Raw genomic sequence first — 15,540 nt, 5'->3', positions numbered from 1 at the left:
AGTATGTCGGAAGATCTCTAAAAGTGAATGGTCCGATTAAGCGGGATACTTACATAAACCCGCCCCACAAAATGGTTTACAGCCCTACCGGGGTAACAACGCTCTTGACACTTACTGCCCACGGAGAGCCCCCCAGAAACTATCTTGGGATGTTGCAATTTCCAGTGGGCCTGTTGTGTGCCCTCCCCTTTTAGAATAGGTTCTTAGTTAGTCGCACATTTTATAAGATCCAAAATTGGGGAAATATAGAGTGTCTCTTCAACAACTTTTGTTTTCTTAAAATGTTCAGAATGAAACCTCAAATGTTTTTCTAGCGTATTCGTCCAAGAGCTATCTTTTAAATTTCCTTCAACCTCAATAATTTTCTCAAAACAGAATATCATTCTGGCCACGTACCAAACATATTGGTCATACATAGGGTCTCGCTCCTGTCGACAATCTGCACTATAACCTTTAGAAAAATGAGGGTTCTCCATCGCTAGTTGCAAATATGCCTGGTAGGCCGTATCTGCAATGGTTTTCTTAGCGATTTCTTTGTTTTCACTGATAGTTGATTTGGCAACTAAAATTGCCCAAATAGCAACCCCAGCACTTACAAATGGAGAAGCAATCGTAGCTAACTTAACTAATGTTTCCATGTAAACCCTTAATGTTTTCGATTAAACCCAGCAGGTTGGGTTTTGGTTTTTTTATATTCTTTAACCTTTCGTCTAAATGCTGCTAAATCTATATCAGCAGTACTAATTGCTATTTGACCAGTCCCATGAGCATGAGAAATCAATTTGTGGTGTTTCTCTTTGTAGGGAGCCTGCATCGTTGAACCACCATATTCTCCAGTGTTCGTAATAACAACATGCTGATACATATGCCATTGTAGAGCTGAAGCCATATTATCAAATGTGTCTACATCTTTATTGTGTGCGGCAATGACAAACATATCAGTCAAATCTCTCAAATCCGCAGCAAGTTTTATATCTGTCGCGTCGTAACAAATCGCACCAGTTAATTTAAATGGTCCTTCGGGGTGACCCTCAATAGAAATAATATGTTGAGTGGGCCGATACCCCTGGACACCTAGAGTCACTTCACCACTGGTCATATGATATTTCCCTTGATCTCGAACACGCCATTGAGTCCCAGACTCTGAAGAATCTGGAATAATCCAGCGAGCTTTGTTAACTATTCGACCATCTTGTTCACAGAACACAAAACCGCAAAAAATGATTGATCTTGTTCTAAACGCCAATGCCCTTACTATATCTTCATCTTCTGGGTGAACTGCCAATTCTGAAAAGACAATAAGATCAGCAGTGCTTGTATAATCTCTAGAATCAGTTTTAAGTTTTGCATTTAATGTCTGTTCCGTTAGCTTACAAATTTCCGCAAGATGTTCTCTGTGCTTCCAACGCACATCAGGATTATCCAGAGTCACATCAGAAGGGTGAAAATCATTATCCTTAGGAAATAATTGCTGAACCGTAACAATTCTAAAGTAGTTAGAAGCCAATTCAGGTCTTCTGACAACAGTGGGTAAGGTTGGAACATTAGATGAAGTGCAAATTTGCGCATTTAAGTATACTAACCTTTCCGACAAGCATTTTTTAAAATCACCAAGGCTAGTAATTGATAATATATCTTCTTGGTTTATGTATGAAGAAGAAAAACCTGGCCATTGTAATCCATGCTGAAGAAAACTTGCAAACCAATCAGTTATAGTCCCATATGAACCCACTATCGACTCAGGTGTATGCAACATCCCCATACGTCGCTTGTAAAATTGAGAATGGATACCACGATAATTATCTAGTTCGAGCCTTAAATCATTTCGCTGGGTATAATCTACATCGCCTAAAGCAGCACTTCTTAGCACACTACAAACCCAATAAATTTTTCTTTCATCATTATTTAGGTTTTGTTTATCTTTTACCAACCACTTCGGACTTTCATAGCGCGGGTCTTTGGCTATTTTATCTATCGAGCACGAAATAATAGCATTTGAGCGCCATAATTCAGTCCATGATACTGAATGACCGTCTAATTTTACTTTTATTTCATGTGGAGAATACTGCTTTCCATTACGTTGCCATACGCTTTTCTCTGTATCCTCTAAAAGATTAACTAATGCTATACCTAGTTTGAGAAGTGCATGCTCGTATTTAAATGGATTATCCTTGAAACTGATCACTGATGAAAGATACTGCTCCAAACCATTTGGTTTTGACTCATTTTTTGGTATAGCCCACCTAAATTTGTTAATCCTAACTTTATCTTGCGCCCTAACAAATTCTTTCCATAGTACATTCCAAAACTTACCACCACTGAATGCAAACTTCGCGACAATGGAGTCTACAGCATCATTACTATTTATATGAGAAAGTAGAAAGGCAACATTTGCTTGGTAATCTTTACTAATCTGAGCAGATAATTCAAATAAGTATCCATCGTTACGACTCAACGGTTCCAAATGTTTTTTAATTAGAACATGTTGAAGCTTTGAAAGATCAGAAGAAGATTTATTACTAGCTATAAATGGCTTATTAATCACTGCAAGATAAAATAGCGCTTGCTGATATGCGTAGTTTGGAATAACGGATTTACAAGAAAGAAGTTTATGGGCAAATGTTGTAACTTCACTTATCAATTTCTGATAATCAGATATATACTCTGGGGATAGTTTTCGATAGATATCAACGATGCTTCTAAATATATCAGAAAGAAGATATAACATGATATATTTATCACATTTATCGCTATTACGCTGTATTCTTGGAAAAATAATATCCAGAATGGTTCTGTAAGCATCTAGATTAGGATTAATGGCTATCGCTTTTCGAAAAATAACCATAATTGATGGATCTTTCAACCAAGATTTTAATAATTTTTTTGCAATCAGTGCTGATTCATTATCAAACTGTTTTCTTTCCCTAGGTGAAATTAGCTTGCTTTTTTTAGCCAAACTTGTTTCCAACCTATGGGCGGAAAATCTACGTAGAGACTCTACTTTTATCGACTTGTCACTATTAAACCCAGAAAACAAACCATCAGAATCATCTAAAAAATCATCTTGTTCAGTTAGTAATATCTGTTGAAGCACCGGTATATTATTATCGAGTCCATTACGTTCTGGGATGCTCGAAACTCCTACTTCATTCTGGATTTCATTGATTCGATTTGTAAGTCCACTTCCGTTATCAATATCTGAAAGTCTCAATACATAAGTTTTCCTATCATTAATCTTTAAATATTGTTTGTTATCTGACTCATTTTGTTCTAATGTTTTATCGAGAACTCGTTGAACTAACTCATGAATAGATTTCTTAATTTCTTCATCTGTTAGCGCCTCTCCTGAAATCACCAATCTAATATCATCGACATATCGACAATAATCATGAAGTATAATTTGGCCACCATCTATCTCAGCACGAAGTTTAGTGGTTAAAGCTTCATCAAAATCAATTAAATATGCATTAGCCAAAGCTCCAGCAGATGCTAAACCTTGGGGGAGTCCAACGTTTTCTTCTATATCCAAATCTTTAGCTAAAGATAAAGAGTCTTCAGACCACTTCCACTTTAAAACTTTACTCGCTATATTCCAAAATTCATCCCCATTTATAATTTTAGAACCATAATGATCAGAAGATATTTTCTTAAGTTTGTCTAAAAGAGTATTTATTTTTATTGACCCAAAAAAATTTTTCAAATCCAAACTAATAATATATACTTCATCAATCCCACTAATTTTATTTACAGTTTCCCGACCAATATATATAGGTCTTTGTAGAAAACTTCGATAATCGGAAGAGAATTTCCTGTAATACTCACTGCCTCCCCAACGAAATCTTGCCCTTTCATTTTCCCAATCACAGATAAGTCTATTTCCGTAACTAACAACCTTTTTCTTTACATGCTCAGCATAGCCAAGTTCATGCAATGAACAGTCTTTCTGTCTCGTTTCTATCGCATCAGCAAGACACATGGTTACTGCTGTAGCAAAAGACTGGTCCTTAATAGCGATATTAGCTAAAGGTCTTAGTTTTCGATCATGTTTATTAGTAGTCCACCTCCCTTTATTAAAGAACCAACTTGATCCTTTTGGAGCTGGTATTAACTCAATATCGCTCATAAATAGAGTATTACTTGCAACATCACTTGACCAATTAGCAACCTCATCACTAATATCAAATGCACACTTGTCTAATGCTAAAAGGTCTGCATACCAATTATGAGTTCTGACAAAACGATCTGTTTTTTTCCAAGCTAGCCCCAAAATAAATGAGTCCTTAAGGTACTCTGGTTTAGGTTCGAGATTGTAATACTTCTTATTAAGTAGTTTCATTTTTTCTCAACTTAATCTTAAGCGCTCTTATTCACTTCAACTACAGCAGTGACATTCAGTGTTTGTATTTTCCTAAATAGCTATACTACCGTTCCTTCATCGAAGAATCTACGGTAAATGTCAGAGGTTTTGTGTTATCAAAGGGCTACCTTCCTGATACATCAGACGCATTTTTTAGGTCATAAAGTATGATTTTTCGTAACGATGCCATATAGTGGTCACAAAAATTGACCACCGAGTTAAAATTTTCTAGTATCGTTCCTCCGGCTCGCTTGGTAGTAATGTAGTTTCCCTCGATAAATCCATAAGTGAAATTTTCATCTAATATTGTTTGAGTGGTTCGATAAAAAGATCGAGTGTCACTGGCTGTCAGACCTCTGCCATTACCATATAAGCCAAGGATAATACCTAAACGAAGCCATCAGCTTCCGTTTCTAGTACAAAGCAGAAAGAAAACCCATAACCATCAGGAACCTCACATACTCCTTCTGCTCAAACCTTGACGTCGATCCACATGTCGTCAAAACTTCCCGCCCGATTTACTCCGCTTAATAGCCAGAATATCCCCACTATCGTTCAACGCCCCCGGAAAGGTTTTCAGCCATGCCTTCAATTTGCGCTGATTGATGTGCGCGATGCTCATGCCTTCAATACAGCCCCAGAGTTCGCGGGTGTTCTGTGGGGTGATCACGATGCAATCTTTCATCACGCGGACTTTAACGGGCATGCCGTCGATAAATCCGGCTTGAGAGAGCCATTCTCCACCAAGGTGGACGGCGCGGCCTTCAACGAAGGAGTAAAACTCGCAGTGGGTGAAATCAGGTACGATAGTTTGAGTGAGGGGTGTCGCCATCGTGGCAGCCTCCGATAAGTGATATTTTCTCTCTCATTGGTGGCTAAACCAGACGGGGTTAGAACGACCGACTCATCGATACTGGCGCATCTTTCAATGCCCCCGCTAGCCCACCATTGAGATGGTGACTGTGCATACGACATGAAATTGCGTTGACTCGCTTTTATGTCGTCGATGAAGTTAGTTCAGGGTTCCAATCCCGGCACCTGATTTTGCAGGTACAACAATAAGATACTGCGCTTAACTGGGTATGCATCCCCAATAGAATGGTACCAACAACAATTAAAGTGAAAATCTATAAATAGCATAACTAATTGTATTTGATCTGTTCCCCATTGATTACCTCGGATGATATTAGCAACGCCTGCTTCTGGCACTACGAGGACGGCTAGCAGGAGTACGAAGGCCGTTATAAGCAAAGTGTGAACATAATTTTCATCTCTACTGTTTATAGTGACGCTGACTGGATGCAGGGTGTCGCAGGAGGGATGCTGCGGGGCGTATTGGACGTCGCACCAGTTCCCCTCCGCAGTTCGGGCACTGGCCATTAAGCCGTTGGGTCACGCAATCGACGCAAAATGTGCATTCGAATGAACAGATGTATGCCTCTTTTGATTCAGGTGGCAGATCTTTATCACAGCATTCGCAATTAGGACGGAGTTCAAGCATGGTGCTCTCTTTATTGTTAAAGGGACATCATTGGCTATACCAAAGGCCATCTACCCGTATCTCCTTATGCGATAGATGACGGTATTGTTTTTCACGTGTATTAGATGAGCATGGTCTACAGTCTGGAAAATTCAAGAGAGTGAATTATCCGACAGAAACGCTCACTTGAGGAAACGAACGACAAGCCTATAACGTCCACCAAAGCCTCAACCAACACGCAAAACCCAGCCCTCAACAATCAACTTAAAAATCAAAAAGATACAAAAAACCCTTCCATATCAACATCATCGCCACTCTTTTTGCGCCTTCCCTTTCTCGCAAAAAATCAAAATCCCTAACAAACTCAACCACCTCCCCCACCAATTACAAGGACGCCAGCAAAATTCTCCATCGGTGATTACCAGAGTCATTCGATGAAGTCCTGAAAGCCCGCACGGCGCAAGCCCTGCGGGCTTTTTTGTGCCCTCATTTTGTCCCGCGAAGTCTGATGCCAACTAATTAAATCCGAACCTTTTAGGCCCATTCATAGGCCCAACAAAAAGAACTATTGTTTTCGTTAGTCCTAAAAGCATGGAGACGACTCATGGCAAGACGAACCAAGCCGCTAACGGATACAGAAATCAAAGCCGCTAAACCTAAAGATACCGGTTACCAGCTATACGATGGTGATGGGTTGACGCTGCTTATCAAGTCCAGTGGAAGCAAACTCTGGCAGTTCCGTTATCATCGACCGTTAACAAAGCAGAGAACTAAACAAAGCTTCGGAGCTTACCCTACTGTCTCGCTTTCTGATGCATGTAAACTCAGAGCTGAATCTCGTACATTACTGGCAAAAGAGATCGATCCTCAGGAACACCAGAAAGAACTGTGGACTGACCCCAAAAAGTGCCAACTGAGACAGTGGTGATCCAGTCCCATATTCTGTCAGAGAGTTCCGCCTTTTCCCTGTATTAAAATTGTTAATTATCGCGGGTAATTTCCCACCGCACGATTCACAGCTGACCAGGCTGTCATGAGGTCACGCTGGCTCAACGCCAGTGCCTGTCGTGCCTGGATATTGTTGCGTTGTGCGTCCAGCACATCGATAAAATTGCTGAGCCCGCCATCATAACGCGCCTGTATTAATGCCAGCGCTTGTGAAGCGCTGTCTGCCCGAATCTGTTGCTCTTTCAGTTTTTGCTGCGCCGCCGAATAACGACTCAGTGCATCATCAATTTCCTGCCAGGCTTTTAGCACGGTTTTGTGATAATCGACCGCCGCTTGCTGCTGATCGGTTTCGCGCAATACAACTGTCGCTTTTCGACGCCCTCTATCGAACAACGGCAGATTTAAACTCGGCCCAACCGACCAGGAGCGGCTACCCCACTCCGTAAAGTTATCGGCGCTGTAGGTATCCATGCCGATTCGGGCACCAAGAGTGATGCTCGGATACAATTCAGCTTCGGCCACACCAATACGGGCTGTAGCCGAATGCAGCCTCGCTTCCGCCGCGCGAATATCGGGTCGGTTGCGTGCAACGTCGGACGGAATGCCCAGTTGCAGTGTGGGTAAATTGCCAACCCCCAGACTGTCGGCGTGATATTGCAGCTGCTGTTGTAAGGCTCCGGGATGTTCGTCCAACAGCAGCAATAATTGATTCATCGCCACACCTTCCTGGGCCTGAAGCTCAATCAGGTTAGCCCGCGTCGCCGCCAGCTCGCTGCGCTGTCTTTCCTGACTGGTTTCATCCAGCGCCCCGCCTTCTGTCCTTGCCTGAATCAGCGACAAACGTTCATCCAGGGCTTTTTCATCCTGTTTTGCAAACACGATTTGCTGCTGAATGCCGCGCAGGTTGTAGTAGTTATTCACCACGTCACTCACAATACTCAGCCTGGCCAGCTCCAACATCGCTTTCTGAGATTCCACATCCGCATCAGAGGCTTCAATGGCTCGTCGCACATGCCCCCACAGGTCTATTTCCCAAGAGAAATCCAGCCCGCCCTGATACCAGTTCGATGGTGCGGCCATCAGTTTGATCAGTTCATCCGGGTTCGGCAGCGCTTCTTTCAGCGCGCGTGTCGATGGGCTGTTTTCACTTTGCTGAATACGAGTCACACTGCCGGTCGCATTGACGGTGGGCGTTTGCTGTGAGTTCACAATCTGCTGTTGGGCTCGCGCACTGGCAAACCGCAGTGTGGCGCTTCGAATATCAGGGCTTGCGGATAAGGCTTTTTCGACGAGCGTGTTAAGCACAGGATCGTTGTAGCGCTTCCACCACTGGTTATCTGAAACCACGCTGCCGCCCGGTAGGGTATGCAACGACGCTTCACCGCTACGCCAGCTTGTCCAGTCTATTGGCGCGTCTGTTTTGGGTTTTGTGAAATCCGGGCCCACAGTACAGCCGCTGAGGATCAGTGCAGTTAACGCCGCCAGTGCAGATAGCGTATGGCGATTCATAGAGAAAAATGGGGTATTCATCGGGAGTCCTGCATCAGTAAAGTCGGTTGCGAAACAGCCATGCTGCCAGCGGCATAGTAATGACCGTCATACCAATCATCGGAATAAAATCCATAGCCACGTAGCTGAATCCGGCGCCTTCAAGATAGACCCGGCGAACAAGATCAATGGCAAAACGCAGTGGGTTTGCGTATGTCAGGGCATCCAGCACCGGTGGCATGGTCTGCACGGGGGTTAGTAAGCCGGAAAGCAGCATCAGCGGCATGATCAGTAAAAAGGTGTAAAGCATCGCCTGCTGCATATTGATGGAAATGGCGGAGATCGACAGCCCCAGCCCCACGGCGGCGATGTTAAAACTAAATAACCCGAAGTAGAGCAACCACACTGACCCGTTCATGGGGATTTGAAACCAGAACAAAATCACCATCAGAATAATGGTCGACTGCACCAATCCCACCAGAATCGGTGGAATGGCTTTGCCGATCAGCAATTGCATGGGCGTAAACGGGGTGACCAGCAGTTGATCAAACGTCCCCTGCTCACGCTCTCTGGCGACAGAAAGAGCCGACAGCAACAGCGTTTGCATCATGCTGATAGCTGCAATCAGCGTGGGCATCAGCCCCCACCGCGACTCAAGATTCGGGTTATACCAGGCACGCACATCCACATTGACGGGTGAAAGATTCTCTGCCCTGCGCTGGTTGAAGTCGCTGACTACCGCGCTGATATACCCTACCGCCGCACCGGCAGTTGACGAGTTGCGACCATCCAGGATCACCTGCAACGGTGAGGCCTGACCCTGAGTGAGCTTGCTTTCAAAGTCTGGCGGGAAGGTCAGCACCATCAGAGCTTTCCCGTCCATCACCACCTTTTCTATTTGTGATGCTGAGGTCAGCGTGGCCGTGCGATTAAACACCCCCGTTCCGTCCAGGTGCGTGAGGATTTGGCTTGAAGCCTGGCCACGGCTTTGATCCAGCACGGCATAATCAACGTGATTAACGTCGTAAGTGGCGGCATAACCAAACAAGAGTGCCTGCATGAATACCGGCACAATCAGTATTACCCTGTTAGCAGGCTCCTTAACGATAGTCAGGATCTCTTTCTTGACCAGAAAGCTGATATGGCGCAGCCATTGTTGTAATTCAGATATCATGCGCTACCTCAGCTGTTTACGCAGTGAAAGCCGTGAGGCATTAATCAGGATGACGGCATAAAGCAGCAGAATGCCGCACTGGCGGAAATACATTCCCCAGTCATCGCCGCCCAGGAACAAGGTTTTGATCAACGACATGAAATGGGTCGCCGGTAAAACCTGGCTTACAACCTGAATCACTACCGGTAAATTGCGGATATCAAATACAAAGCCAGAAAGCATCATCGCGGGCATAAAGCTTGCGATAAGGGCAATCTGACTCGCCAGAAACTGACTCGGCGCGAAGCCTGAAATGGTCAGCCCGAGCCCCAGTGAAACCAACAGATACAGCATTGACGAGGTAATGATGGCGAAGAGCGAACCGCGAATGGGGATCGCAAACAGATAATGAGCCGCGAGCAGACAAATAATGAGGTCGACCGCACCAATCACCATATACGGCGCAAGTTTGGCCAGCACCAGTTCAAGTGGGCGAACCGGCGTCACAAACAGCGCTTCCAGTGTGCCTCGCTCGCGTTCGCGGGCAATCAGCAACCCGGTCAGAAAGGCGCCAATTAACGTCAGAATGAGTACCAGGATCCCAGGCACGATAAACCATGTGCTAATACCGGCTTCGTTGAACCACATTCTCTGTTCAACAGATACCGTTCCGGTCATTGTCGTGAGGTTTTGTCTGTCTGATTCAATGGCCGCCTGAGCGCCCAACGCACCCGTGATGTAGCCCTGAGCCGCCGAGGCCACACTGGTGACGGCGCCGTTGAGCAGCACCTGTACTCTGCCCGTTCCTGACGCCGCGTTTTCGGCATAATCAGAGGGTATACGCACGATGGCATCGGTGTCCCCTTTCTGAAGGGCCGCTTGCGCAGCAACAAGACTGGGGTACTCCTGTACAGAGAGATAATTACTGCCCTGCAAAGCGGTGATGACCTGGTGGCTTTGAGCCGTGTGCTGCTCCTGTACGACCGCAACACGGGCCGTACTCAAATCAAACGAAACGCCGTAACCAAACAGCAGGATCAGCACGATGGGCAACAGAAACCCAACCGCCAGGTTGCTTTTATCACGCACCAGTTGGCGCGTTTCTTTACGCGTTAGCGAGACAAGACGGCTAAGGAAGGTTGAATTATGCATTCTTCTGCTCCTTACTCGCGGTTTGTGACCGGGCGTTTTCGACGATAGCGATAAAAGCGGAATTCATGTCTGCGGTATGATCCAGGCCCGCTAACTCACGCACTTCCTTTGGCGTACCCAGCGCCAGTAGTTTTCCGGCGTCCTGAATCGAAATCCGGTCGCAATATTCAGCCTCTTCCATAAAGTGCGTGGTGACGATAATTGTGATGCCTTTATTCGCCAACTCACCAATGGTGTACCAGAACAACCGACGCGCCAGCGGATCGATGCCGCTTGTGGGTTCATCGAGAAACACTATTTCCGGTTCATGTAACAGCGCCACCGCCATAGACAAACGCTGCTTAAATCCGCCGGGAAGTTCGCCGCTAATGGCATCCGGGCTCAGCTCGAATTGCTTAAGCGCCCCTTCAATCTGGCGGTTTAATTTTTCACCGGACAGGCCATATGCGCCGCCGAAGAACGTCAGGTTGTCCCGCACGCTGAGGTTGCCATACAGCGCAAATTTCTGTGAAACATAGCCAATTCGGGCGCGGGCTCTGGCCCTGGCCGTACGCAGATTCATTCCCGCCACTTCCAGTTGCCCACTGGTTGCAGGCAATAGCCCACACAGCATGCGAAACGTGGTGGTTTTTCCTGCGCCATTTGGCCCTAACAGGCCAAAAATTTCGCCGCGTTGAACCTCAAAAGAGGTGCTGGCGACGGCGGTGAAATCGCCAAATTTGCGAACCAAATCTTTCACCGCAATGACGGGTTTATCATTGTCAATTTGCGTTTTTTGCGATGAAACCATATCGGCTTTAACAGGCGCCGCAGGGGCCGTTTCATCACGCTGCTGTGCCTGGTGCAGCAGCAACATGAAACCATCTTCGAGCTCAGCGTCCCTTGGCTTAGCATTCACTTCACGCGGGGTCTCTTTATCATCAGCCGACTGGCAGATAAAACGAACGGCATCGCCTTTGGGAACAGCATCCGCAATGGCGTCGCGCTTTTCGAGCAGGTGAGCCTGTAAAATACGGGATTTCGTGCCGTCTGGTGGAACCGCCAGCCATGTCCGGCCAGCGGCTTTCTGGCGAAGCATTTCTGGTTTGCCTTCCGCGAGAATTTTCCCCTGATTCATGACATAGATTTGTGCACAGCGCTCCGCCTCATCCATGTAAGCGGTGCTGATGATGACACTCAGTTTTTCATCCTGAACCAGTTGTTCGATGATTTTCCACAGATCACGACGGGAAAGCGGATCGACGCCAACGCTGGGCTCATCAAGCAGCAGCAACTCCGGAGAACGCACCAGGGTACAGGCCAATCCCAGTTTTTGCTTCATACCGCCCGAGAGTTTTCCTGCCGGGCGCGCCGTAAAACGGGCCAGATCGGTAATCGACAGCAACCTTTCAAAGCGCTCCTGCCTGACCTGTAAAGGGACGCCGTGCAAATCAGCATACAGATCGAGATTCTCCTGCACGCTGAGATCCTCATACAACCCAAAGCGCTGCGGCATGTAGCTGATGCGGTTTTGCACTGCCTGAGGGTCGACGGCCACATCAGTACCGAGCACGCTAAGGCTGCCAGAGCTGGGCTGATACAGCCCGGCAATCAGACGCTGGAAAGTGGTTTTCCCTGCTCCGTCCGGGCCAACAAGTGCCGTTAACTCACCCGTACGAATGTTAAGTGTCAGGCCATCGAGCGCACGCGTTTCTGGTGCCTTTTTGGTGACACCCGGAAACAACCGCACCAGTTCACGGGCGATGACAACATCCTGCTGATCAGTGACCGGCATCGTGTTGATTCTCAGGCTGGGTGTTGATCGTCACCGTTGCGGGTTGCCCCATTCGCAGCACGTTCTCCGGGTCATCAACGACCACGCGGACTTCAAACACCAGATTGGTGCGAAGATCTTCGGTCTGCACGTTTTTTGGCGTGAACTCCGCCACTGAGGAGATGAAGCCTACTTTGCCTGTCACCGGCTTATCCGGAAACGAATCCGTGAACACGCTGGCTGGCATCCCTGATTTCACGCGTCCCAGGTCGCTTTCGTTCAACCACACACGAACCCATTTCGGCTGACTGAGCGCCAGGGTGTATACCGCTTTTTGCGGGCCAGTCATGTCGCCGGGCTCCTGAAGGCGGGCGCGTACCACCGCATCAACAGGTGAGCGTAATTCGGCCTGTGCGAGGTGATATTGCGTCAACGCCAACTGTGCCTCGGTGGCCCTGACTTGCGCCACGGAGGCTTCACGTTGCTCAGAACGCACGCCTTTTTCCATCAGAGCCAGACTGGCCTGGCGCTCTTTCACGCTGGCTCCGGCAATGCGCAGCGCGCTTCGGGCAGTGTCCAGTTCCTGCTTACTGATGCCCTTCCCACCGGTGCTGGCAGAAATGCGCTGAATACGCGTCATATCTTCCGTGGCTTTCTGCAACTGCGCTTGTGCCGACGATAATTGCGCCCGTGCCTGAGCCAGTTCTTCGGGGCGAGCTCCGGCCTGTTGCTCACGAACTGTCTGCTTTTGGGCGTCAAGTTGGGCCAGCGCCTGCTGTTCCTGAATTTTTAGTGCCCGCGTATCCAGCGTGGCGATGACCTGCCCGGCATGAACCTTATCACCTTCATCAACCGTAAGCGTGCTGATACGGCCACTGTCTTCAAAGGCAAGCGACACCTGTCGAATGTCGACATTGCCGTGCAGTTTCAGTTCGCCTTTGTCTCCATCATTTCGCCCCGCCAGCCAGTAACCCCCAGCAGCGATGATGAGGCCAGCAACGATGGCTCCGGTGATGATTTTTTTATTCATAAATGGCGTCCTGATGTTCCCTGATGAGGCTTAGTTTAAATTTAATTTAAACTTTATTTGTGCAATAATAAACCCCGTATTGCGGTTTTAATGGATGTTATGAATGATGAGCAGAGCACGCCGTAGCGACGGGGATATCACCCGGGAAAGTATCCTGGAAGCCGCAGGAGAGCTGATCGCAGAAAAGGGATTCGGCCAGACCACCAACAAAGAAATTGCGAAAAAAGCAAGTGTTGACCTGGCTGCTATCAATTATCACTTTGGTGGTCGCGATGGACTCTATCTTGCCGTGCTGACACATGCCCACCACCACTATCTGGACGGTGAGCAACTGGCGCGGCTTGCAGAATCTGAACTGTCTGCAGAAGATAAACTCGGTGCTTTTTTAGAAACCTTTCTGGCGAAATTAAGCAATCCGGACGACTGGCATGGACGCGTTTTTGCGCGTGAGATGCTGTCTCCTTCCACACAACTCAGTGATTTCATAAACACTGACGGTGCCGGAAAGATTCAGTCGGTAAGACGAATTGTGGGAGAGGCTGCCGGGCTTTCAGCAGATGACCCCCGCCTGCTGCCTTGCATGCTGAGTGTCGTCGCGCCCTGCATGATGCTGATGGTTGCCGGGAACCGGATGCCTGGGCCGGTACAGGAAATTGTCGCAATGCAGACAAAAGCCCTGACTATGCATTTTAAGCTGTTCTCATTGGCAGGGCTGAAAGCTATACGTGAAAACAATATGGCGAATTGAATGCAAATTTTGCCTTCGTCAAAAAATATCAAATATTAACGTTGTCAACTTAGGGAAGACCCAACTCTTTCTGTAAATGTATTCTCCGTTGGCTTTCATGTGGTTGCTCTGACAATAGCCATGAAGGTTTTGATGTGGGGCAGCTAAATTATTTAACAATATAGCCAACGTCCGCATATGGCCGCCATGTCACGCACGATCTGAAATTTATAATTGACGCAACTAAAAATTTAAGTTATCCGATTGAATTATAAGTGATTTCAGATAGATATTATCTCAGTGAATTCCTCGCATCCATTATTGGTTGCGAGGCATTTTATTTTTCACGCTGAGATCTCCGTATGCAAAAATCTGGCTGCTCTCAGGCCTTCGAGCAATCGCTAACTTCGATATTTCACGCCCTAAGCAGTACGAGCCGATGATCGCCCCTTGTCGGTGGATCAACACTTTTATCGTAACGACACGTTGGCGTATCGACGGGGATGTGAAGCTCGATAGTGCACTGTGGTTGATGACGGAAACGGCAATGCTCACAACCGTTGTATGGCACATGCAGCGTTAGCGGCCCGGATGGTTTCCTTAACTGAATTACAAGCAGCCAACTCTCCCGCTGAGCAACCCATTATAAAAAAACCTAAGGAATTAACTCAAAAGTAATCGACACCAACGTATCGGAATTAATTTCCACAGGAGGAGTACTATATAGCGATCCTGCCTGACCATAGAGCGTAACAATCCCCCCCTTGAGACCTGATAACAAGACTTTACCTATAAGAGGATCAATATCTTTATTGTTCACAAACGTTGAATTCATAGTATTCAATATAGGCGTACCATCAAGTTTTTTCTCCAGTATATTCATAGACAAAGACTCGTTAACTTTGTACTGGACCTTCCCTTTTTTCTCAATAACGAAATAAACACCATTAGGCAAGATTTCATATTTCTTACCTTTAATTTTGGCCATGATTCTTTTTTCGATATCGACATACCTTGATGACATTTGATCGTTAAGAGTATTAACGATAGTCTCTATTTCATCTTCTTTAATTTTAAGTTTTTTATTGTAAGCATCATTAAACCCTGAAACCAACGCTGAGGGTGTCAGCTTCACATCATTGTCGGCCATTTTATTCACATCTGATAGCGCCTGAGTGAGGTAGAAAACGCCTAGTGCATAGGCATTTTTATTACTTTTATCAGCAAGATTTATAACCTTTTCTTTTATAGATAAGCTATCAAGCGTCGACTGTAATTTTTTATTTTTTTCGTTTAAAGCAAATATCGAAGCATCATATTTTTTCTGCGCCGTATCTGCAGCAGTAATCTGTGCCGACAGCAAGTGGGTGGTGTTATCCCGCGTTTTCTGCGCAGCCTCGGCGGCGGCGGTCAGCTCGGCATTCTTTTTCGTCAGCGCCTCAAGGGCGACTT

General features: G+C 46.4%; 10 protein-coding genes and 2 pseudogenes. 2 read left to right on the top strand and 10 right to left on the bottom strand.

The window, feature by feature from the left end:
* Positions 1 to 203: 203 nt before the first annotated feature.
* The 4 genes and pseudogenes from QVF11_RS10660 to QVF11_RS10645 all read right to left on the bottom strand — a co-directional run bounded on the left by QVF11_RS10660 (position 204) and on the right by QVF11_RS10645 (position 5,858).
* Positions 204 to 638, bottom strand: a complete 435-nt coding sequence (locus QVF11_RS10660) for a restriction endonuclease (protein WP_163389649.1) — start codon at positions 636 to 638, stop codon at positions 204 to 206.
* Positions 639 to 646: 8 nt separating this feature from the next.
* The gene (locus QVF11_RS10655; protein WP_287856826.1) at positions 647 to 4,336 is read right to left on the bottom strand and encodes an RNA-directed DNA polymerase; all 3,690 of its coding nucleotides are present in this window, start codon (positions 4,334 to 4,336) and stop codon (positions 647 to 649) included.
* A gap of 520 nt (positions 4,337 to 4,856) precedes the next feature.
* Positions 4,857 to 5,108, bottom strand: a pseudogene (locus tag QVF11_RS10650) (SymE family type I addiction module toxin); the annotation flags it as partial.
* Positions 5,109 to 5,630: 522 nt separating this feature from the next.
* Entirely contained in the window at positions 5,631 to 5,858 is a 228-nt protein-coding gene (locus QVF11_RS10645) for a DUF1272 domain-containing protein (RefSeq protein WP_163389248.1), read from the bottom strand.
* A gap of 583 nt (positions 5,859 to 6,441) precedes the next feature.
* Between QVF11_RS10645 and QVF11_RS10640 the strand changes: the two are divergent.
* Positions 6,442 to 6,723: pseudogene (locus tag QVF11_RS10640) on the top strand (integrase arm-type DNA-binding domain-containing protein); the annotation flags it as partial.
* Positions 6,724 to 6,821: 98 nt separating this feature from the next.
* Here QVF11_RS10640 and QVF11_RS10635 read toward each other — a convergent pair.
* The 5 genes from QVF11_RS10635 to QVF11_RS10615 are packed head-to-tail and all read right to left on the bottom strand — an operon-like array spanning position 6,822 to position 13,361.
* A complete protein-coding gene (locus QVF11_RS10635) occupies positions 6,822 to 8,315 on the bottom strand; it encodes an efflux transporter outer membrane subunit (protein WP_287856823.1) in 1,494 nt (497 codons plus the stop codon).
* Between the two features lie 13 nt (positions 8,316 to 8,328).
* Positions 8,329 to 9,447, bottom strand: coding sequence for an ABC transporter permease (locus tag QVF11_RS10630; protein ID WP_287856821.1), 1,119 nt, complete (start codon positions 9,445 to 9,447; stop codon positions 8,329 to 8,331).
* 3 nt (positions 9,448 to 9,450) lie between these two features.
* Positions 9,451 to 10,578 (bottom strand): ABC transporter permease, encoded by a 1,128-nt coding sequence (locus QVF11_RS10625; RefSeq protein WP_287856819.1) that lies wholly within the window; start codon positions 10,576 to 10,578, stop codon positions 9,451 to 9,453.
* Positions 10,571 to 12,352: an ATP-binding cassette domain-containing protein gene (locus tag QVF11_RS10620; protein WP_287856817.1), complete on the bottom strand. Its 1,782-nt coding sequence runs from the start codon at positions 12,350 to 12,352 to the stop codon at positions 10,571 to 10,573. The genes QVF11_RS10625 and QVF11_RS10620 overlap by 8 nt, the downstream gene beginning before the upstream one ends.
* Positions 12,339 to 13,361 (bottom strand): efflux RND transporter periplasmic adaptor subunit, encoded by a 1,023-nt coding sequence (locus tag QVF11_RS10615; RefSeq protein ID WP_287856815.1) that lies wholly within the window; start codon positions 13,359 to 13,361, stop codon positions 12,339 to 12,341. Before QVF11_RS10615 ends, QVF11_RS10620 begins: the two co-directional genes overlap by 14 nt.
* A gap of 103 nt (positions 13,362 to 13,464) precedes the next feature.
* On the opposite strand from QVF11_RS10615, the gene QVF11_RS10610 reads away from it, so the two are divergent.
* Positions 13,465 to 14,109, top strand: a complete 645-nt coding sequence (locus tag QVF11_RS10610) for a TetR/AcrR family transcriptional regulator (protein ID WP_287856813.1) — start codon at positions 13,465 to 13,467, stop codon at positions 14,107 to 14,109.
* 634 nt (positions 14,110 to 14,743) lie between these two features.
* On the opposite strand, the gene QVF11_RS10605 is transcribed toward QVF11_RS10610, so the two are convergent.
* Positions 14,744 to 15,540: FKBP-type peptidyl-prolyl cis-trans isomerase N-terminal domain-containing protein (locus QVF11_RS10605; RefSeq protein WP_287856811.1), on the bottom strand; the 797-nt coding region annotated here is incomplete at its 5' end.

The organism is Klebsiella sp. (genome assembly GCF_027492335.1).
Classification (GTDB): Bacteria; Pseudomonadota; Gammaproteobacteria; order Enterobacterales; family Enterobacteriaceae; genus Klebsiella; species Klebsiella huaxiensis.
Note: the sequence above shows the minus strand (reverse complement) of the source record. Positions and strands in the feature narration are given on the sequence as shown.